Source organism: Pseudarthrobacter xylosi (assembly GCF_055412765.1).
Map to the genome: position 1 here is coordinate 213,694 of NZ_JBVAYT010000007.1, position 19,622 is coordinate 233,315.

A 19,622-nucleotide genomic window follows, 5' to 3' on the forward strand; every position below is an offset into this window, starting at 1 on the left:
CAGCTCCGAAGACCAGAGTTCTACCTAGTCCCGCACCAGCACGTGGCGATCGATCACGTGGTCCGCGATGGCCATGCACGAGGTGGCTGCCGGCGACGGCGCATTCCGCAGCAGGGTCACCGGCCCCACCTGGTCGACGGCGAAATCGTCGAGCAGCGAACCGTCACGGCCCCACGCCTGCGCCCGAACGCCGGCGGCCGTCTTCGCCGTCAGGTCCGCCATGGTGAGCTCGGGAATGAAGCGCTTGGCCTTGCGGTAGTACATGGACTTCACCAGCGATGCGCTGATCTCGTCGATCCCCATCCGCCAATGCTTCCTGGCCAGCGGAACGGCCCCGGGCCAGGTCAGGGACTCCCAGGTGTCCTTGAGCGAGAACGTGCGCCAGCCGTAGCCCTCCCTGGCCAGCGCCGGGACGGCGTTCGGGCCGACGTGGACGTCGTCGTAAACGCCACGGGTGAAGTGCACTCCCAGGAACGGGAAGCGCGGGTCGGGCACCGGGTAAATCATGCCCCTGACGAGATTGTTGCGTTCGGGCTTCAGCGCCCAGTATTCGCCGCGGAAGGGCAGGATTTTCGGCGAAGGGTCGGCACCCACCAGGCGGGCCACGGCGTCGGACTGCAGTCCGGCGCAGGCCACCACCCGGTCGAAGACGTGTTCAGACACGGGCGTTACCACGCGCACTCCGGCCGGTTCGATGACCATCGACACCACCTCCTGCCCGAGGATGACGGTGCCGCCCGCCGCGCGGACGTCCTGCGCCATCGCTTCGGTGATGGCCGCATAGTCGACGACGGCGGTGTGGGGTGAGTGGACCGCCGCCACACCTGCCACGTGCGGCTCGATGTCGTGCAGCCGCGCCACGTCATCGATGCGGGCCAAGTCAGGAACGCCGTTGGCCTTGGACCGCTTTTCGATTTCGGCCAGGGCCGGCAGCTCCGTTTCGTCGACGGCGACCACCAGTTTGCCCACCTCACGGTACGGAAGGTTCTTCTCCCGGCAGTACTCTTCCAGCGCGGAGCGGCCTGCTACGCACAGCTGCGCTTTCAGGGACCCGCCGGCGTAGTAGAGGCCGGCATGTACCACCCCCGAGTTGTGGCCGGTCTGGTGCGCGGCCAGCCGGTCCTCCTTCTCGAAGACGGTGACGTCCCCGATCCCGCGCTGCATAAAGGCCCGGGCGACGGCGATGCCCACGATCCCGCCGCCGATGATTCCAATGCGTTCACTCACGTCAGGCCGTCCTTATCGCCGGGGTTTGACCAGCGTATAGAACGGGCATCCGGACGGGAAGTGTCAGCCGATCAGCGCCAGCACGGCTCCGGCGTTCACAACGCCGCCGGGCCGGGCCCTGAGATCGGTCAGCGTACCGGCGCGGTGGGCGGCCACCTGGGTCTCCATCTTCATCGCCTCAAGCACGACGACGGCGTCCCCCGCCGCCACCTCGGCACCCGGCTCCACGAGCCACTTCACTACGGTCCCGGCCATGTCGGCCAGCAGCTCGCCGGGATCAGCGGCAGCACCGCCGTCGGCAGCGCCATCCAAAGCCGTCCCGTCAAGGGAAACCCCCGCCGGAACGCCCGCACCGGAGCGGGCCCAGCCATCCAGCAGGTCAGCGGGAAGGCCGACGGCGAGGCGCCGGCCGTCCACCTCAACGGTGATGGTGCGCCGCTCGCCGTCCGGAACGGACGTGCCGAACTCCGGATCGGCCGCGATGGAATCCGCGAAGTCGGTCTCGATCCAGCGCGTGTGGATACCGAGCGCGGCTTCGGACGTGAAGTCCGGCGCCTGAACAACGGCCCGGTGGAACGGTAGGACGGTGGCCACGCCGGTGATCTCCATTTCGGCGAGGGCGCGGCGGGCCCGGCGGAGCGCCTGCTGGCGGTCGGCGCCGGTGACGATCAGCTTGGCCAGCAGGGAATCGAACTGCGGCGCCACAACCGAGCCGGAGCGGACCCCGGAGTCCAGCCGGACGCCGGGTCCCGTCGGGCCGCTGAAGGTGGCGATGGTGCCTGGCGACGGCAGGAAGCCCCGGCCTACATCCTCCGCGTTGAGCCGGAATTCGAACGAGTGGCCGCGCGGCGTGGGATCGGCGGTGAAGCGCAGCGGTTCGCCAGCGGCGATCCGGAACTGCTCCTGGACCAGGTCCACGCCGGTGGTCTCCTCGGTGATGGGGTGCTCCACCTGCAGGCGCGTGTTCACCTCGAGGAACGCGACGGTGCCGTCGGCGGCCACCAGGAACTCCACCGTCCCGGCGCCCGAATAGGAGGCTTCACGGCATACTGCCTTGGCGGCGTCGTAAATCTGCTGGGTCTGCGCTTCGGTCAGGAAGGGTGCGGGGGCTTCTTCCACGAGTTTCTGGTGCCGGCGCTGCAGCGAGCAGTCGCGGGTACCCACCACCACCACGTTGCCGTGCTGGTCCGCCAGGACCTGCGCCTCCACGTGCCGGGGCCGGTCCAGGTACCGCTCCACAAAGCACTCGCCGCGGCCGAAGGCCACCACCGCTTCACGGACCGCGGAATCGAAGGACTCCTCGATCTGGTCCATCTCGCGGACCACTTTAAGCCCGCGTCCACCGCCGCCGAAGGCCGCCTTGATGGCGATCGGCAGTCCGTGCTCCTCGGCGAACTTGCGGACCTCGGCCGCCGAATCCACCGGACCTTCGCTCCCGGCCACCAACGGGGCACCGGCGCGGACGGCGATCTCTCGCGCCGTGATTTTGTTGCCCAGCTGGAGGATGGCCTCCGGGTTGGGGCCGATCCAGGTCAGGCCGGCGTCCAGGACCGCCTGGGCAAACCCGGCGTTTTCGGACAGGAAGCCGTAGCCCGGGTGCACCGCGTCCGCCCCGGACTCCGCGGCCACGCGCAGCAGGTTGGGGATATCGAGGTACGTTTCCGACGGCGCGTTGCCGCCCAGGCTGTACGCCTCGGTGGCCGCGCCCACGTGCATGGCGTCGGCATCGACGTCAGCGTAGACGGCCACGGACTCCAGCCCGGCGTCTTCGCAGGCACGGGCGATGCGGACGGCGATTTCTCCGCGGTTGGCGATCAGGACCTTGCGCATCAGTTGCTCACTTTGTCTGGGAATTTTTTGTCTGGGAAATGTTGGGGGATGATTCGGAAAAGCTGGTGGGCAGCCCGTAGCCGGGAGCCCAGCGGAACCGGATGGACCCGCCGATGGGAACCTGGGCGGCCAGGTCCAGCTGGTGGTCCACCACGACGGCGATCACGGGGTAGCCGCCGGTGATGGGGTGGTCGGCCAGGAAGAGAACCGGCTGTCCTTCCGGCGGGATCTGCAGCGCGCCGGCCATGGTTCCCTCGCTGGGCAGCTCCCCGTCCCGGCTCCGGCTGAGCGCCTCGCCGTCCAGGCGCATGCCCACGCGGTTCGAGCGGGGCGTCACCGCCCACTCCTGGGCGCAGAGCGATTCCAGCGCGGCGGCGTCAAACCAGTCATCGCGGGGTCCGGGGACGATGTCCAGGACCGTAACGCCGGTGTCCGGGAAGTCGGGCTGCAGTTCGGGGTTGCCCACCACGTTGGAGGACGTGGCGGCGGCGGCACCCAGCAGCTGCCCGGCGGCCAGCGGTGCCGGCCCGATCCCGGACATGGTGTCCGTGGACCGGCTCCCCAGCACAGCATCGGCTGCCGCCCCGCCGCGGATGGCCAGGTAGCTGCGGAAGCCGAGTTCGGGCGCTCCGATGGTCAGGATCTCGCCGTCGAGCAGGGCGAACGCCGTGGCCATGGGCACCTCGCGCACCTGGTCGGGCCGGTCAAGCTCTGACTCGTCACCGTCGTCGTCCGGATCGTTTGAGGCGGGAACGTCCGACGGCGTCACTACAGTCAGTGCCGACGGTGCGCCGGCCACAGCCAGCACCTGGTCCCCCACGGCCTGCACACGCAGCCCGCCGGCAACGGATTCGACGACGGCGGCGGACGGGTCGTTGCCCACGATCCGGTTGGCGCGGCGCAGGGAGGACCGGTCCAGTGCCCCGGCGGAGGACACCCCGAGCCCGGCGTGACCGGGGCGGCCGAGGTCCTGGATCAGGCTCTGGAGTCCGGGCGAGAGGATCAGCAGACCGGACTGGACGTCCGGTTCCTGGGTGGCCGGAGCTTCGGAATCCGCCGCCCCAGCCTGGGTGGCCGTAACTTCAATGAGCTCGCGTACCGCACTGAACTGCACGCGGTCACCGGGCGCGGCCAGGGCCGGCTGCTCCCGGCTAAGGTCCCACATGTGGGCCGCGGTGCGGCCGATCAGCTGCCAGCCGCCCGGGGACTTCCGCGGGTAGACGGCAGAATAATTGCCGGCCAGGGCCACGGAACCTGCGGGGACGGCGGTCCGGGGCGAACTCCGGCGCGGGACTTCAAGGTCCTGGTTCTCCCCAACCATGTAGCTGAAGCCCGGGGCGAAGCCGCCGAACGCTACCGTCCAGACCTGCCCGGTGTGGGCCGCGATGACGCCGTCGGCGCCCAGCCCGGTGAGCCGACCCACTTCGGCGAGGTCGTCGCCGTCGTACACGGTCTCAATCTGCACCAGTTTGCCTTCGGCGTGGGACTGGACCGTCAGGTCCATCTCCAGCAGCCGGGCCGCCATCCTGCGCGCCGCAGCGGGGGAATCCGCCTTGACCATCACGGTTTCGGCGGCGGCCAGGACGTCCACCTGGCCGGGCAGCGGCTCCTCCAGCAGGAGGGCCTGCAGGGCCAGGACGTCGTGGAGCCCGGAGAGTTCGGCGAGTACCGCCGTCGTACCCACCGGCTTGACGGACAGCACTCTGACGGCGAGCACCCGGGCCGCCGTGGTGGCGCTACTGACTGTTTCCATGGGATCAGGCCGCGCCGCTTAGGCGTGGCTCTCCTGCGCGCCGTCGTTGTGCAGCAGGTGGAGGTCCTCGTCCGGCTGCGGGTCGCGGCCCAGGCGCATGCCCACGATGGTGATGATGGCCGCCAGGAGGATGTACGCGGCGATCAGGTACCAGCCGCCGGACGCTGCGCCGTAAAGGGCGGTGAAGATCAACGGCGCCACGGCGCCGCCGATGACGCCGGCAAGCGTGTAGGCCAGGGAGCTGCCGGCGTAGCGGAGGCGGGCCGGGAACTGCTCGGTGATAAAGGCTGCCTGCGGGCCGTACATAAAGGCGTGCAGGGCCAGTCCGATCACCACGCCGATGATCAGCATCACCACGGACTTGCCCGCGATCATCAGGAAGAACAGGGGGATGTAGACGGCGGTGGCGGCGGCGGCAATGCCGTACACCCAGCGGCGGTTGAACCGGTCAGTGAGTGCGCCGGCGAACGGGATGAGGAAGAGCTGGAACGCGGAGCCGATCAGGATGGCGGCCAGCACGTTGCCGGTGGTCATGCCGAGTTCCTTGGTGGCGTAGACGGCCACAAAGACGGTGAACAGTGCGTAGAGCACGTCCGGGCAGACGCGGGACAGGGCGGCGGCGATCAGCGCACGTGGCTGGGTGGTGAAGACTTCCTTGATGGGTGCCTTCGGCTGGTCGCCGTGGGCTGCGATGGCCTTGAAGACCGGGGTTTCCTCGAGCTTGAGGCGGATGATCAGGCCGAAGACCACCAGCAGGGCGGAGGCCAGGAAGGCTACCCGCCAGCCCCAGGAGAGGAACGCTTCGGTGCTCAGCGAGGCTGCCAGGATGGCGAGTACGCCGTTGGCCATAAGGTTGCCGGCGGGCGGGCCGATCTGGGCTGCGGAGGACCAGAAACCGCGCTTGCTGGGGTCGCCGAATTCGCTGGACAGCAGCACAGCACCGCCCCATTCACCGCCGACGCCGATGCCCTGGGCCAGGCGCAGGAGCACCAGGAGGATGGGGGCCCAGATGCCGATCGCTGAGTAGTCAGGCAGCGCACCGATGAGGACGGTGGCGACGCCGATCAGCACCAGGGTGAAGACCAGGACGTACTTGCGGCCCACCTTGTCGCCGAGCCGTCCGAAGATAATGCCGCCGATGGGGCGGGCGAGGTAGCCCACCGCGAACGCGGAGAAGGAGAGGAGGAGACCCACGAATTCGTCGTCCGAGGGGAAGAAGATCTTGGGGAAGACGAGGGCTGACGCCACCGAGTAGATCGCGAAGTCGTAGTACTCAAGCGAGGTGCCGGTGAGGCTGGCGACGTACGCCTTGAGCGCACCGGGCGGCGGCTTCCGCGCGGCGGCCTTTGCTGCCTTGTTCGTGCTGGTCATGGTTTCCTCCGGGGGATGCGGGGTGGTGCAGGGGGCCTGTTTTGCGGCCATGGGATGGGGGCTAGAGGAACGAGCCGATGCTGACGCCGGCGTCGCCGAGAGCGGACTTCACTGCTGTGGCCATCGCTACGGCCCCCGGTGAGTCACCATGCACGCAGATGCTTTCTGCGCGGATTTTGAGGATGGAACCGTCGATTGCGCGGACCGCTGATTCAGTGGCCATCCGTAGGACATGTTGCGCCACTTGTTCCGGATCCTCAAGGACTGCTCCGTGTTGGGATCGCGAGACGAGCGTGCCGTCCGGATTGTAGGCCCGGTCCGCGAACGCTTCGGTCACGGCGCGCAGGCCGGCGGCTTCGGCAAGCCGCAGGACTTCCGAGCCCGGGAGGCCGAGGATCGGCAGGGTGGGGTCAACCGATTTCACGGCGTCGACGACGGCCTGGGCCTGCGCCGTGTGCGTGACGATGGCGTTGTACAGTCCGCCGTGCGGCTTCACATACTGGACCCGGGCTCCCTCAACTGCGGCCAAAGCCTGCAGGGCCCCGATCTGGTACACAACGTCGTCGGCCAGTTCTGTGGGGCTGATGTCCATAAAGCGGCGTCCGAAACCGGCGAGGTCGCGGTAACCGACGTGGGCGCCGATGACAACGCCGGCAGCAGCTGCTTCTTTGCAGGTGTTGCGGATGACGCTGGGATCGCCGGCGTGGAATCCGCAGGCCACGTTCGCGCTCGAAACCGAGCCGAACATCGCCAGGTCATCGCCGAGGCTCCAGCGTCCGAAGGACTCGCCGACGTCGCTGTTCAGGTCAATCGTTGCCATTTGTGATTCCCGTCTCATTGGGTGGTCCTACTAGGATGCCCTAAATTTACAAATTGTTCAACGATCCTTCGATTCCACAATGTGACGACCGTGTAAATTCTCGTGTATGGCCTCTTCAGACCCGCTCGTCCCCTCTTCCCGACTTTCTTTGAACAGCAGCCCGGCGCGGACCGCTGCGGGCCGCCTTCGGGTGGCCGTTCCGTCCGTGGCGGAGCGGGTGGCGGATGAACTCCGCCTGCAGCTGGCGGAAGGAGCGCTGCTCCCGGGAACGCGGCTCACCGAATCCACCATCGCGGAGGACCTGGGCGTCTCCCGTAACACCGTGCGTGAGGCTTTCGTTGAACTTGCCAGCGAACGCCTGGTGGTCCGTCATCCCAACCGCGGCGTCTTTGTGGCAAGCCTGGAGGCCGGCGATATCCACGACGTATATACGGTCCGCCGCGCCATCGAGGTCAGCGCCCTGCGAGCCGGAGGCAGCCCCGAGGATGTGGCCGCCGTCCGGGCCGCCGTCGAGGAAGGCAAACGTGCGGCGGCAGCCGGTGACGACGAAGCCCTGGGCACCGCCAACCAGCATTTCCACGGCGCCATTGTGGCCATGGCCGGAAGCCCGCGGCTGGACAGCATCATGGGCCAGGTCCTGGCCGAGATGCGCCTGTTCTTCCATAAGGCCACCATGGACGCGCAGTTTTACCAGCACTACCTGAAGGACAATGAAACGATCTGCCTGGCCCTGGAATCCGGGGAACTGGACCGTGCGGCTGACCTTCTCCTGGCGTATCTGGACCGCTCCGAAGACAACCTGAGCGAAGTGCACGGCGAAGCCGGAACAGACTGAACCGGTAGGCTGAACTGATGAAACGCCGCCTTGCCGCCCTGACCGCCATCCCCGTTCTTCTCTTCATTGCCGGCTGTGGATCGGTCCAGGAAGTCGCCGAAACCGCCGCGAACGATGCCGCGTCCAAGGTGGCCACCGCAGCCGCCGACGAAGTCAAAAAGCAGGTCTGCGCCGTGGTGGAAGACGGGCTGGTCAGCGTCCAGGACAAGGCCTTGCTGGGCGGGCTGGTGTCCACAGCGGACGCTGCCGGGGTCCCCGCGGAAATTACGACGCCGCTGGGCCAGATCGCCGATGCCGGAGACCAGGTGCCGGCCGAGTCAGTTGCGGCGCTGACGGAAGCCTGCTCGGCTTAGCGCTCCGCGCCGTGGCTGCCCAGGAACGCCGCGCTCACAGCAACCATCCAAGCCATGGATTCCGGTACTGATCGCAGGAAACTTACAGCGGCAAGCGATCCAAGGGAAAATTCGTGTCCCGGCGTCCGAACGCAGTCATTGAAAAAGGCGTCCCGACCCGCGGAAATGCCGATTTTTGGCAAGGAACGGAGTTCTCGCGGCTACTACTCCCGTTGTTTGAACGCCGATAATGGAGATTATGTCGAGTTGTCATTATGACAGGACATAATCACTCCTACGTAAAGCATAGCAATCGCTCCCCCAGGGCGCCAGACCAGCGGGCTTCAACCCTGTGCCGGGCGTCTGGGGGCCAGAGCCCCAAAATGATGTAACTCAGGGATGGTGGTCGGGAGTGCCGTGGGTGAACACTTTGGGCCTGCGGATTCTACTTTTCGAAGCACTGCTACCGCTTTCTGCTTTTCTTCGTCTTTAGGCGCAAAGTGGGTCGACGGGCCGATGGAGGAAGCGCCTTTGGCATTCGTGTAGGAGCAATGAGCCTTGACTCTTTAAGGCGCTGATCCATGTAGTCCGTCTGAATGTAGGGATCGTTGAGGTATCGCACGGAAACGATTTGGTAGTTGGTGTCGATGAGTAGCTCAAGGCTTCTGTCGGCGCGAAGCTGGTATTTCTTGAGCGTTCCATATGTCGCTAAGCGGTCCAGGCATAGCTGAAGCGTCCAACGTTCAGGTCTAGAGCCAAAGAAGAGTGCGGCGTGGCCCGAGGGCCCGACAAAGTTCTGTACAGAAGTGTGGAATCCGCCGTCATCGCGTGTCAGGGTAACGAGCCGCTTCGCATAATTTCCGATGCCCTGTTGGGCGATCTGTGAAAGGTTGGTCAGGTCGGCACCGAATCGGAGCCATCCCGGCTTGTGTTCTGCCTCCAGAAAGTCCAGAAGTCCGGTGACAAATTCAGTGTTTTCTCGGGCCGGCTTCACAGCAGGAACATTGGTCTGTCCGGTTGCGTAATACATCCAGGCGTCGAGGGGATCAGTCAGGGTGCTGACCCTGGTGGGTATATGGCCTTTCGCGAACCGCCGGCGGTCGGCAGCGGTAGGAGGGGAAGTCATCGGGTGCTGCTCGTAGATTCGGTCTGGATCTGGCTCGATGTACATGTCGCCGTTGATATACCACATCACCAGGTCCAGCTCGTCGGCGGCGATGATAAGGCGGGAGCTGACAGGGTCAGTCCGCCTCCTTAAATAGGTGAGAAAGTCCGCCGGTCGGTCGAGGAGGAGCTTGATGACTTCAAGGTCGTGGATAGAAACCAACCAAGGGATCGATGCGTCTGTGATGAAGCCGGCCCGAACAAGGGCGTCGGTAGCGATGGCCAATGGCCCCCAATCGTCCAAGCACACGACTACCGAGTGAATTTCCCGCACACCGGAGAGGCCAAGCCACTTCCCATTGGGTTGCCAGAGGCCGCCGTTCTTTCTAATGAGTCCTTCCAAACGGGACGCCTGTGCGGCTGCTTCGCCGATGGTTTTCCGGACATCCGTTTCGACACGGCGAACATTTCCTGTCCGGGCCTTATCTGTGATCGAACCAGCCTTTACCTCAACGCAAACTGCAACGTCATCAATTACGAAGAGAGCGTCGGCCTCCGTTTCATGGGTATCAAGCTTCGGATCCTCGGATTCTTGTGACAGGTCTGCCGAGCTGGCCTTGTTGGGGGCGCGGTACTTCAGAGACGAAAACGTCGGCGCATCGGCGCCCAAGAGGGTCGCAAGCGCAGAAGCAGCTGTCTCCTCAGCCCAGCCGTCACGGTAGCGCTTGTAGCGTTCCCAGTCTTTGGCTGATTTACCCGGTGCTGTTTTTAGAAGTGATTCCAACACGGGACGTACGTAGTCGTGCGGGATCGGATCCCCAAAAAGCATGTAGGTATCTTCATCCCGAATCATTCCTTTTCCGGCAAGAAGGTTTTCGCCGTCGACGAATTTTGCGCAAGCGTCGTAGGCAGACACTGACACCTCGGCGATGCTAAATGCATTCAAAATGCTCCGGACCGACGGTTCGATGACTCCGGACTCCGCGGAGATATCGGACGGCGTGAATGTCAATCCCCTCCCGGGCCCTTGGAGCAACGTGTGAACTATTTGCCGTCCTTCAGCAGCTACGGCTGGCGACTGGGGCTTGCCGGCCGCCCATTCCTTGACGATCTGATCCATCCGTTCCATTCGGTTTTCGTGCATGTTGCTACGAAACCGCTGGATGCCATCCCACACTTTGACAACGTCGTCGTGTGTGTATCCGATCTTCTCCCGTACGATCTTTTCGATGTGAGGGGCGCCGAAGATTGAACTCACCACACTGCGTGACATGGAAAGGTAGTTTCGCCCGCGCACTGTGACTTCATGGGCCCTGAGCATGCCCGTCAGCTCTGCCGCTTTACCCAGATGAACGTCCTCTGACGACGCGAAGGCCACCAGCTGTGCAAGTTGCGCAATCTGATATCCGGCCGCATGAATCTTTGCGACTGACTCGTTGAATTGTCCAGGGGACTTAACTTCCTGGTCCAGTTGCGGTCGCCCTCCGGGGGCTTGCGCAAGCCCTACTAGCGCGATTACTTCGACGATGACCGGGAGATTAGTGTTTTCACTTTCCCTGTACGTGCCCAGATCCGAGGGTGAGGTGATTTGACGTATCGCTTCCAGAATATTCCAGAGATCCACTCCAGCGAGCTCGTGCGTAATCGCATCGACGCATGCGCGAACGATTCCGGGTACCTGCTGCCGCAATTCGTCCCAGGATTCAGCCGGTGAGAGACCAGCAGTTGCTTGTTCCACATTCTGCATCAGTGCGTCCAGCGCCCCGTCGCCTTCCACAATCAGACGACCTATCACGTCATCGTTCCTTTTTCGCAAAGGATTCTCCCCACGCTTGTTGCTTCACGCTCAGGAGCGGAAGCGCAACGGTGCCCTTCAGACGAAATCCGGAAGGCGATGTACCGAAGTTCAAACCTCAGTCTCCTCGAAGGCTATCGCTAAGCCCTGACAATGGTCTTCCATTTCCCCGAACGCCCGTTTTAGCCGCAGGAAAAAATGATCCGCCGCTGCGGTCATTTCGGTACCGCAGATCTGGATGCCGACGGTGTCGTTTTGGAAGTCTCTGCGCAGGAGGTCATCGACGAGGGCGACGTAAAAGTTCCGTTTGCCAAGGATGACAAGATAGCCCGTTAAGCCGCCCCAGCGAACGACTTCACTGCCAATGCCCGACGCTGCTCCCCCATCAGGAAGGGCAGATAGTGCTAACGCCCATTCCTCTACCGTCGCCGCCTTTGTGCCATAGCCAACGCGGCCATAGCTCCACGGAATCTCCATTATCGACGTTCGATCCGGCCTGTCATTAGGCGGGAGAATCGCGCAACTGACGCAACTCGAGCCAGGCCGGCTGTCGGCTCACTAGCGGATGGCACCGCCCGAGCGACGCCAGTTTTCAAATTTGCCATTGTCAAAAACGAATGGCTTACTCGTGGAGTGCAGCTTCCAGGAAATGATGACGACCTACTAAAGAAGACTATTGAGGCTGGCATCGATATGTCCGGCACAATCGGAGGGGCCCTCGCGGGCACTGCCATAGGCGGACCCGCTGGCGGCTTGGCTGGAGCGATAGCGGGAACCGGCTTGATTCACATTCTCAAGGATGTGGCGCACCGAGCCCTAAGTCACCGTGAACGTCAGCGTGTAGGCGCACTCTATCTGCATGCCCTTAATGCCATGAACATCATTCAAGAGGCGGGAGGAAGCGTACGCCAAGATGATTTTTGGGTCTCGTCGGGAACATTCATCTCTCCTGGACAGCAGGTGATAGAAGGTGTCTTGATCGCAGCACAACGTGAGCCTCAGGAAAGAAAACTGGAGTTCATGGGGAACCTCCTTGCGCGGGTTGCCTACGAGCCTGAAATCACAGCAGATACGGCCGCTTATGCGATCCGGACAGCGGAAGAACTTACTTGGCAGCAGTACGTACTCCTTGCACTGATCGGCCGACTCGATGAGTTTGAGGTTCAAGGCATTGAAACAAATACTCATGCGCCAGAATTCGCTGCTTGGGCGGCCCATAAGCAGCTGGCAGAACTAGGTGACTTCGGCCGGGGCCTCATCGTTGGGGGCCGCGAGACGACCTCCCTGGGGTTTCAGAAGTTTGCGACCGAGCTTGGATCTTACAAGCTGGAATGGGGCGGCAATCTTCTCTATCAATCAATGTGGCTGGACCGCATACCCGAACAAGACATCCTTGAAGTCCTCCGCCTACTCAGGTCCCCTGACTAGAAACTATGCAACGCCGCGCGGACTTTCGTCAGGGGCATCGCCCAAATGGGCAAATCGCTGCGGAGTGGGAGTTGCTGATCTCCCGTATAGCCCACTCCCCCGTCCTCAGCTTGACGGAACGTCCGTTATCGGCACAGAAAGCACGGGAGTAGAAGTAGCTGCGAAAACTCCCGTCTCGCCACGAATCCGGCGTTTCCGCAGGTCAACCGGGCTTTGCTGGTGGCGCGCATTCCTCACGCCAATGGCTGACTTTGCCCTCGGATTGCTTATGGCTGTAGGTTTCCTGCATCTAATGCATGTTTCCAGGGCTTAGGCGTCGTTATGAGTGGTGCCGTTCCGGGTTTCCTCCCGCGGATGCTGGTGGATGCGGACAGTGGGCTGTTCAGGGCTGATGAACGGGTCTTCACTGCCATGCTGGATGGCTGGCGGGCACAGATGCTGGCACGCGGCCTCACGACACAGACCATCAAGCAGCGCTGCCAGCTGCTGGAACGTTTTCAGGGCTTCACGGGTGAATTTCCGTGGCAATGGCGGCCAGCAGACATTGATGACTTCCTGGCCACGCGATTGTGCCGCTTATCTCGCTTTGTCGGCATCCCATCCGTCGTCGCTGTCCAGACTTCTTAATTTTTCTACGAATGTCTCGGACCGCAGCTCAGGATGGTCTGCGGTCACGGCTTCGACTTGGTCCGCGATGGTCCGCCACGAGCCAGCCATCCAAACCATCGGATCCGCGCCGTTTTCTCGGAAAAACGCATCGAGCGCTGACCGGCGATATACCAAACTCTGGCCCTGTTCCTCAGTGACAGGGCCACGGCCAAGTGCATTCAGGCTCTCCAGCACCTCAGCGCTGACACCGTAACCGACTAAACCGCTCAGGTAAGCTGCGGCTTCCGTGCTCGACATCGTTATGTCGGGTGCCGGGTCGTTCATATCGTTCGCGTCCATCAAGCTCAATCCGATGCATGGAATACTCTCCGGCGAGCGTATCACTGGCCTGAAGCGGTCACGCGTACAGCCGAAATGCTTCGCTCGAGCAGCTCTCTTGGCGCCCACTGCCAGCCCGCCTACGGCATGCGGAAGAAACAATGACGCCGGCGCGAGCCGCCGTCTTCTGACGATTCCACCAGGAGAACGGATCCCGCGGATGGAGGAGGGAACTCCCGTCTCACGAACAACCGTGCATGCCAGTTCTACTGCCCCTCGGAATGCCAGGCCAGACGCTGAGGGCCCGGTAGCGCCCGTGCTGAGGCAAGACAATTTATCATTGCAACCGGCCGGCCGTGGTCTGCTCGCTACCCAAACCAGCTAGTCAAGGCGACAGCGCGTTCCTGTACTTGGTGTCGGAGCTAATCTCAAAAGACGTATGGACTGACAGTCGCGGAAATGGAAAAGTCTCCTCTCGTTCAAAGCATCCCTGACCCAGATGATTAGTCCGTCGGCTGTACTGGCGTCCACGGTGCCTTCATGCTCCAGATTCCCGGCGATTCGAAGTGACACGACGTCCCCGGGCGTAAGGCTCGTCCAAATCAACAGCGGATGTTTCTCCGCCACTCCGTGCTTTGTCACGATGTGGCCGATCAGTGGCTACAGGACAGTAGGCGTGGCGCGGATAATTCCGTCGGGTGCCCAGCATTCCTGCCCGCCTTCACAGTAGATCGATTTCCCGGGTGAGGCCGTACGCGATCTGGGGGCTGAGGGCGATCGTGAATGTTGTGAAATCGACCCTGGTTACGAGAATGCCGCAACTAGTGGCCTTGCCGCGGAGTAGCGAAATAGCCTGCTCAAGTTGTCGGTCTCTGGAAGCGGAGTCCTTTACATTGATCGTGATAGTTGATGTGGCTGTCAGCAATGGCGCTCACCTTTTCTTTTCTTTCAGGAAGTGACGCTTCACGTCGTCGCTTGGGCGGCACCTTCGTCGATGCGTGCCCTCGCCAAGCGGGCGCATCGTCGCGCAAGCGATCCCGTTACCTCTGCGCGTTCCACGGCGCGGTGATGGTTGCCACAGCAACCAGCCTTCATAAGGTCGGCTACTGGCGCTCCGAAAACTGCAGGCCCAGGGGCAGGTTCCCACTCCGGCCATGCGCGATGCCGGCAGGGTTACCTGTGATCACAACTCTCCGTGCACAAGTCCAGTCTTGGAAGTGGATTTCCATAACACAATATGGGAAAAACGAGAGAAAGCAAAGTATTATCTTTGGTTCATTTGGGGCGAAAGCTAGGTCGCGATGGATGGCGTTGCCAGCGCGCCGAACACCCTTCAACCTATGCAGACTGCAACGTGACATGTTCCTCAGTGGGCGGTGACCATTGGGATTCTTAGCGGATGCGTGCATTCCTTCAGTGGGGAAGGTGACGTTTTCTGCTGGCCAGCGTCTTACCTCCGGCGTTTGGCCGATAGGGCCGGAGCAGTAGGCCTCCATGTGGTCGCGGCCCCGCCAGCGCGTCCATCAGTCCTGCGCCTGGACGTATTCCTCTGGATGTAAACGAGTGGGTATATCGGCGAAGTGCGTTCACAAAATCCGCCCTGAGCCGCCCGTATGTGTCACCAAGGCCACTTCGGCGGGCAGAGGCGCGACTTCGCCACTCCGGTCGACGCGCGTGAGGCAGGAATTGAAACGGTCTACCAAGACCTCTCGCTGGCGGATGACCTCAATGTCATGAGCAACCTATTCCTGGGACGAGAGGAACTGGCTTTCAAGTTCGGCGGCTTGAGCGTACTGAATCGCAAGAAGATGGCACGGCGCTCTATCGAACTTCTCAGCGAGATCGGCGTGAATGTGCCGAAGGTAGATGCGATCGTCAGCGGGCTGTCCGGCGGCCAGCGGCAAGGCATCGCCATCGCCCGTGCGGCCGGCTGGGGCTCCCGCCTGATCATCATGGATGAGCCCGCCGCCGCCCTGGGGCTCCAGGAAACAGGCCACGTCCACGACATTATCCGGAACCTCAAAGCGCGTGGGGTTGCCGTCATCATCGTCAGCCACAATGTGCAGCAAGTCCTGGAACTGACGGACCGGGTTTACGTATTCCGGCGCGGCCAAGTCGTCGGGTCACGGGTGACTAAGCTAACCAACCCGGATGAAATCGTGTCGATGATTACGGGAGCCAGCACTTCCTAAAAGATGTCGCGCCCCACCCAATCGCTGCGCGCGAGGGGTGGGACGCGGCGTCGCGTTCCGCGACTGTTTGTGGCGCTGCCGGAACCCCGGGCAACGGTCGCTGCAATGGCAGACACTGTTCGAATTGCCGACCGTGCATGATCTCCAGCCACACAAAACAAACCACGAAGGACCTGAACATGATTTCGTCCATGACCAAACTGCTACCCTTTCGCCTCTGGCTCAACAGCGAGAAGCCCACCGCTGTTGCAATAGTCAGGGCTCCCCCGATTGCGGGGATGACGAATCGCGCCAACGTGGTCAATGACTCCTTCGGTGGTTGGAAATACTCCTTCTTCGGCGCCATCCAAGACCATGGCACCGAAAGAGTTAACCTCTTCACCCATGGCGAGGTCATCCCTGTCGGCTGGGCCGACCCCTCACACGGCGGCATCAACCCTAACTGCCCGCAGAACGTCTGAGGAGTACGAACATGGATGTGCAGATCAACACGCCCGCCGGCCGGCCTAAAGTGGCACCGCGACTCAGAGTCGGTGTTTTGGGGACGGGATACTGGGCACGCTGGTGCCACGGGACGGAACTCGCCGCTCGCCCCGACGTCGAGTTTGTGGGCTTCTGGGGACGGGACGCGGACAAAGCCCACGAGGCAGCGAACGCCGTAGGTGGGTTCGGAACATCCGACCTGGATAACTTCCTGGAGCAGGTGGACTGCGTCTCCGTAGCGCTGCCGCCCACGGTTCAGGGCGCAATGATCCCCGCCATCGCCCGTCGCGGCGTCCACATGCTCTTGGACAAGCCTCGGGCACTGGACGTGGACGTCGCCCGCCAGGCGGTCGAGGCCATCCGTGCGGCCAACGTCTCGACGGTGTCCTTCATGACCCTGAGGATGCAGCCGCAGCTCGAGCGATGGCTGTCTGAGATGACTTCCATCGCCAAGACCTGCGGCCCGTGGATCGGCTTGGATATCGTGTGGGCAGGGCCAATCGATGAGCCCGGCAGCCCCTACGCCGGGTCGACATGGCGTCATCAAAACGGTGGGTTGTGGGACCTCGGCCCTCATGCGTTGTCCCTCACGAGCGGGTTGTTCGGTCCAGCCCTCGGGGTTCAAGCGATTGCGGGAAGGCATGACACCGTGCACGTTAGCCTGCGACATGCAGAAGAGGCCATCAGTACCTCGACCCTCTCCGTTAGGGCACCGTCCAGCGCCCACCTCGCACGAATGGAAGTTTGGGGACCGGGTGGCAGGCACAGTCTAGAGCTGCCCCTGAACGGTCTGCGGGAGGCCTACTCCCGAGCCTTCGACCGGCTGCTGGACTCCATCGGCACCGGAACTGCAGACGAGTTCGACGCCGCATTCGGTGCGTCCATTGTCACGACACTTGACGAAACGGAGAAGCAGATCGCCGCACCGTCATAGTCGGCATACCCGTATCCCAAAGCCCTGGCGCAACCGGGACAAAACCGCCTGCTGGGTAAGCCCCCACACCAAGCTGCGACGTCGGCTACATGACCGGCAAAACGGTCGACCTATCCGGCGAGTGTTTTCATCTTGCATGACCTCGCAGTCACCTAAATGAGCACGAACGGCGCATTCTGCGCGGCGAGAACGAATGACGGCGCTACGGCAGAGATTGGCAACACATAAGATTGTATGGAATAATAATGAGCAAGCAAAAGGTTTCCTTTGCTTGCTGCCTACGCTCCGAAGCGTCGTTACGAGAGGTGAGTCCCCACTCCGGGAACACCAGATACTTTTCCCCGCGGAGGAATCCGCTTTTCGGGCCGGTCAAAATAGGTGGGCAGACTTGTGTTTGAGATGGCAGCTGGCTTGTATTTTGCCGGGACGAACCACGAGAGCCGCAGTGCACTGCCGGGTGCGCCGGTTGTTCAGGATGACGAAAGCAGCACGACCCGGCTGCGGAGCAGGCTAGCCACCCTGCTGCACCGGGCGGCATGGCGTATCGAGCCCCCGCAATGCCTTTTCGGCCCCTAGACGCTTGAAGTACGTTCGTACACAAAACCGATGATTCTAAGCTGACCCGTGCGTGGTCGGGATCGTTGGCACTATAAGCGCCCTCAGCGTCCATCTCGACTTGTGGGTGGCATCCCCGAAATCCCAGGACCACAACGACCCGAAAGAATCTCCGCTATGCCTGAGCTCGCGCGCCCCACCTCCCATCAGCTCTCGCGGGCACGCTGGGGGGTTTTTGGCGCATTTTCTATCGTGGGCTTCCTGACTGCGATCTGGCTAGTAAACATCCCTGACATACAGGACCGCACCGCTACCGATCACACCGTCCTCGGGGTCTTGATCCTCCTCCTGGGGTTGGGTGCCCTGATTTCCATGCAGTTCACGGGCTTGCTTATTCGAAAAATCGGGAGCAGGGCTTCAATCCTTTTGGGGTTAGGAGTGTTGCTGGCCACGGTAAATCTGCCGGGTATGGCTACCGACGCCGTCACCCTTGGGTTGGCCCTGTTTATATTTGGTCTCGGGCACGGGATTACCGACGTGGCCATGAACCAGCATGCGGTCGTAGTGGAACGGGGCTACCGCCGGCCCATTATGTCCGCCTTTCATGCTTTCTACTCCCTTGGCGGAGTGCTGGGTGCGGTCGCAGGAGCAGCAACTCAAGCTATCGGCCTTGATCTGCCGTGGACGTTGCTCGCGGCTTGCCTGGTTGGGGCTCTTGGCACCAGCCTGTCCGGGCCCGCTCTACTTCCGGTGTCGCAGGAACTGGCGCTCGAAACCGTTCATAACCTTGCCACTGAACAGGTTCAGCATTCAGCTAACCCAAGCGCGAAACCCAAGGACAAGCGGCGCATGATGGCGTTGGCAAGTCTGGCATTCTTGGTATTGCTCTCCGAGGGCGCCGCGAACGATTGGAGCGCTCTCCAGACAGTTGAACACCTTGATGAATCTGATGCCGCGGCCGCCTTGGCGTACGGAGCCTTTGCCGCCGCCATGACAATTGGCAGGCTTTGCGCCGACCGTATATCCCATGCAGTAGGCCCTGTTAACGTCGTCAGGTTTGGTTCTATCGGGGCAGCACTTGGCATGATCATCGTGGTGGCATCGCCGCTCTACGCGATCTCGATCTGCGGCTGGTTGCTCTTTGGCTTGGGACTGTCAGGAATTGTCCCGCAGGTCTACACCGCAGCTGGCAATATGGGCATGTCGGACTCTGGCAAGACTCTTTCACGCGTTGTCAGTTCCGGATATGTGGGGCTCTTGGCTGGGCCTGCTGCCATCGGGTGGCTGGGCGGCATGTTTGACCTTACGGTGGCCTTCCTAGTCCCTCTCGTTTTCTGCGTCATTGGAATCTTTCTCGCACCGATCGTAGGTGAGTCGAAGAACCAAAATGCCGAAGCAAAACGAAAAACCCCGACCGGGGGCAGCAGAGTCTAGCGTCCATCGGTTTACCAGACCGGCATGGATAGCGACGGGGTGTTCGGTCCAAGTGAGCAGGTCTGCAGAGGTGGCGTGGCCCCACGAGATGCTTCCCCACACGTTGCCCAGCGGGTTTTCTGGTCGCAGAGGTGGTAGGCGCCGTCATGAAAGATCAGGCCGTTGGGGTCATGGAGCCAGGTGTTTCGGGCTGGGTAACGCCATGCCGGGCGGAAGGTGTCGGCTGTCGTGGTGGTCGTAGCAGTCATTCTCATTTCTTGCAGACCACTCATTGCGCCAACCCGTGTGTCGACCATCTCCGGTGGTACAGGTAATAGGCGTGTCGAGTAGTCATTCACGGGGCCGCGTCCATTGCCGACCCCTTAGCTCCTAGAGACTGGCTAAGGGGTCGTCGCCGAAAGTCATCCGATCCTCACCCAGGGCGTCAGATGATTTTGACCGCGTATGCCGGCCAGAGGGCCGGCCTCGCTCGCAAGGTGAAACCGAGCCGACTCTTGTGGATGAGTGGTGTTGTGCTCATGATATGACTGACTGGATATCGCTTTGGAGTTTGGTCAGGGCGGTTTTTGCGTCGGTTTTTGCGCCCAGGAGTGTCTGGCAGA

Annotated in this window: 15 protein-coding genes and 1 pseudogene; 8 read left to right on the forward strand and 8 right to left on the reverse strand. The window is 62.4% G+C overall.

Translation table 11 applies throughout. The features are described from left to right. Positions 1-24: 24 nt before the first annotated feature. From lhgD to ACZY1F_RS16015, 5 genes are all read right to left on the reverse strand, one after another. Positions 25-1,227: an L-2-hydroxyglutarate dehydrogenase gene (gene lhgD / locus ACZY1F_RS15995; protein ID WP_463942958.1), complete on the reverse strand. Its 1,203-nt coding sequence runs from the start codon at positions 1,225-1,227 to the stop codon at positions 25-27. Between the two features lie 63 nt (positions 1,228-1,290). Then, entirely contained in the window at positions 1,291-3,057 is a 1,767-nt protein-coding gene (locus tag ACZY1F_RS16000) for an acetyl/propionyl/methylcrotonyl-CoA carboxylase subunit alpha (protein WP_463942960.1), read from the reverse strand. A gap of 7 nt (positions 3,058-3,064) precedes the next feature. Next, the gene (locus ACZY1F_RS16005) at positions 3,065-4,810 is read right to left on the reverse strand and encodes a 5-oxoprolinase subunit B/C family protein (protein ID WP_463942961.1); all 1,746 of its coding nucleotides are present in this window, start codon (positions 4,808-4,810) and stop codon (positions 3,065-3,067) included. An 18-nt stretch (positions 4,811-4,828) separates the two neighbouring features. After that, positions 4,829-6,181, reverse strand: a complete 1,353-nt coding sequence (locus tag ACZY1F_RS16010) for an MFS transporter (protein WP_463942992.1) — start codon at positions 6,179-6,181, stop codon at positions 4,829-4,831. 61 nt (positions 6,182-6,242) lie between these two features. Then, positions 6,243-7,001: a LamB/YcsF family protein gene (locus tag ACZY1F_RS16015; RefSeq protein WP_463942962.1), complete on the reverse strand. Its 759-nt coding sequence runs from the start codon at positions 6,999-7,001 to the stop codon at positions 6,243-6,245. A 106-nt stretch (positions 7,002-7,107) separates the two neighbouring features. Between ACZY1F_RS16015 and ACZY1F_RS16020 the strand changes: the two genes are divergently transcribed. Next, positions 7,108-7,836, forward strand: coding sequence for a GntR family transcriptional regulator (locus ACZY1F_RS16020; RefSeq protein WP_463942964.1), 729 nt, complete (start codon positions 7,108-7,110; stop codon positions 7,834-7,836). 17 nt (positions 7,837-7,853) lie between these two features. After that, positions 7,854-8,189, forward strand: a complete 336-nt coding sequence (locus ACZY1F_RS16025; RefSeq protein WP_463942966.1) for a hypothetical protein — start codon at positions 7,854-7,856, stop codon at positions 8,187-8,189. Positions 8,190-8,631: 442 nt separating this feature from the next. Here ACZY1F_RS16025 and ACZY1F_RS16030 read toward each other — a convergent pair whose 3' ends face one another. Both ACZY1F_RS16030 and ACZY1F_RS16035 read right to left on the reverse strand, forming a co-directional pair. Further along, positions 8,632-11,067 (reverse strand): hypothetical protein, encoded by a 2,436-nt coding sequence (locus ACZY1F_RS16030; protein ID WP_463942968.1) that lies wholly within the window; start codon positions 11,065-11,067, stop codon positions 8,632-8,634. 111 nt (positions 11,068-11,178) lie between these two features. Beyond that, a complete protein-coding gene (locus tag ACZY1F_RS16035) occupies positions 11,179-11,544 on the reverse strand; it encodes a hypothetical protein (RefSeq protein WP_463942970.1) in 366 nt (121 codons plus the stop codon). Positions 11,545-11,700: 156 nt separating this feature from the next. Between ACZY1F_RS16035 and ACZY1F_RS16040 the strand changes: the two genes are divergently transcribed. From ACZY1F_RS16040 to ACZY1F_RS16065, 6 genes are all read left to right on the forward strand, one after another. Beyond that, positions 11,701-12,495: a hypothetical protein gene (locus ACZY1F_RS16040; protein ID WP_463942971.1), complete on the forward strand. Its 795-nt coding sequence runs from the start codon at positions 11,701-11,703 to the stop codon at positions 12,493-12,495. A 321-nt stretch (positions 12,496-12,816) separates the two neighbouring features. After that, the gene (locus tag ACZY1F_RS16045) at positions 12,817-13,122 is read left to right on the forward strand and encodes a hypothetical protein (RefSeq protein ID WP_463942973.1); all 306 of its coding nucleotides are present in this window, start codon (positions 12,817-12,819) and stop codon (positions 13,120-13,122) included. Positions 13,123-15,035: 1,913 nt separating this feature from the next. After that, positions 15,036-15,614 (forward strand): ATP-binding cassette domain-containing protein, encoded by a 579-nt coding sequence (locus ACZY1F_RS16050; RefSeq protein WP_463942975.1) that lies wholly within the window; start codon positions 15,036-15,038, stop codon positions 15,612-15,614. 191 nt (positions 15,615-15,805) lie between these two features. Further along, complete coding sequence (locus tag ACZY1F_RS16055) at positions 15,806-16,075, forward strand: hypothetical protein (RefSeq protein ID WP_463942977.1); 270 nt, start codon at positions 15,806-15,808, stop codon at positions 16,073-16,075. 11 nt (positions 16,076-16,086) lie between these two features. Beyond that, positions 16,087-17,031 (forward strand): Gfo/Idh/MocA family protein, encoded by a 945-nt coding sequence (locus ACZY1F_RS16060; RefSeq protein WP_463942979.1) that lies wholly within the window; start codon positions 16,087-16,089, stop codon positions 17,029-17,031. 732 nt (positions 17,032-17,763) lie between these two features. Further along, complete coding sequence (locus tag ACZY1F_RS16065; protein WP_463942981.1) at positions 17,764-19,020, forward strand: MFS transporter; 1,257 nt, start codon at positions 17,764-17,766, stop codon at positions 19,018-19,020. A 27-nt stretch (positions 19,021-19,047) separates the two neighbouring features. On the opposite strand, the pseudogene ACZY1F_RS16070 reads toward ACZY1F_RS16065, so the two are convergent. Beyond that, positions 19,048-19,268: pseudogene (locus ACZY1F_RS16070) on the reverse strand (glycoside hydrolase family 32 protein); the annotation flags it as partial. Positions 19,269-19,622 lie beyond the last annotated feature (354 nt).

What these genes read in the sequence shown, in the direction of transcription:
- ACZY1F_RS16020 (WP_463942964.1), top strand. Translation starts at nt 7,108, where the DNA reads ATGGCCTCTTCAGACCCGCTCGTCCCCTCTTCCCGACTTTCTTTGAAC.
- ACZY1F_RS16050 (WP_463942975.1), top strand. Translation starts at nt 15,036, where the DNA reads ATGTGTCACCAAGGCCACTTCGGCGGGCAGAGGCGCGACTTCGCCACT.
- ACZY1F_RS16005 (WP_463942961.1), bottom strand. Translation starts at nt 4,810, where the DNA reads ATGGAAACAGTCAGTAGCGCCACCACGGCGGCCCGGGTGCTCGCCGTC.
- ACZY1F_RS16035 (WP_463942970.1), bottom strand. Translation starts at nt 11,544, where the DNA reads ATGGAGATTCCGTGGAGCTATGGCCGCGTTGGCTATGGCACAAAGGCG.
- ACZY1F_RS16045 (WP_463942973.1), top strand. Translation starts at nt 12,817, where the DNA reads ATGAGTGGTGCCGTTCCGGGTTTCCTCCCGCGGATGCTGGTGGATGCG.
- ACZY1F_RS16025 (WP_463942966.1), top strand. Translation starts at nt 7,854, where the DNA reads ATGAAACGCCGCCTTGCCGCCCTGACCGCCATCCCCGTTCTTCTCTTC.
- ACZY1F_RS16015 (WP_463942962.1), bottom strand. Translation starts at nt 7,001, where the DNA reads ATGGCAACGATTGACCTGAACAGCGACGTCGGCGAGTCCTTCGGACGC.
- ACZY1F_RS16010 (WP_463942992.1), bottom strand. Translation starts at nt 6,181, where the DNA reads ATGACCAGCACGAACAAGGCAGCAAAGGCCGCCGCGCGGAAGCCGCCG.
- ACZY1F_RS16055 (WP_463942977.1), top strand. Translation starts at nt 15,806, where the DNA reads ATGACCAAACTGCTACCCTTTCGCCTCTGGCTCAACAGCGAGAAGCCC.
- ACZY1F_RS16065 (WP_463942981.1), top strand. Translation starts at nt 17,764, where the DNA reads ATGCCTGAGCTCGCGCGCCCCACCTCCCATCAGCTCTCGCGGGCACGC.
- ACZY1F_RS16060 (WP_463942979.1), top strand. Translation starts at nt 16,087, where the DNA reads ATGGATGTGCAGATCAACACGCCCGCCGGCCGGCCTAAAGTGGCACCG.
- ACZY1F_RS16000 (WP_463942960.1), bottom strand. Translation starts at nt 3,057, where the DNA reads ATGCGCAAGGTCCTGATCGCCAACCGCGGAGAAATCGCCGTCCGCATC.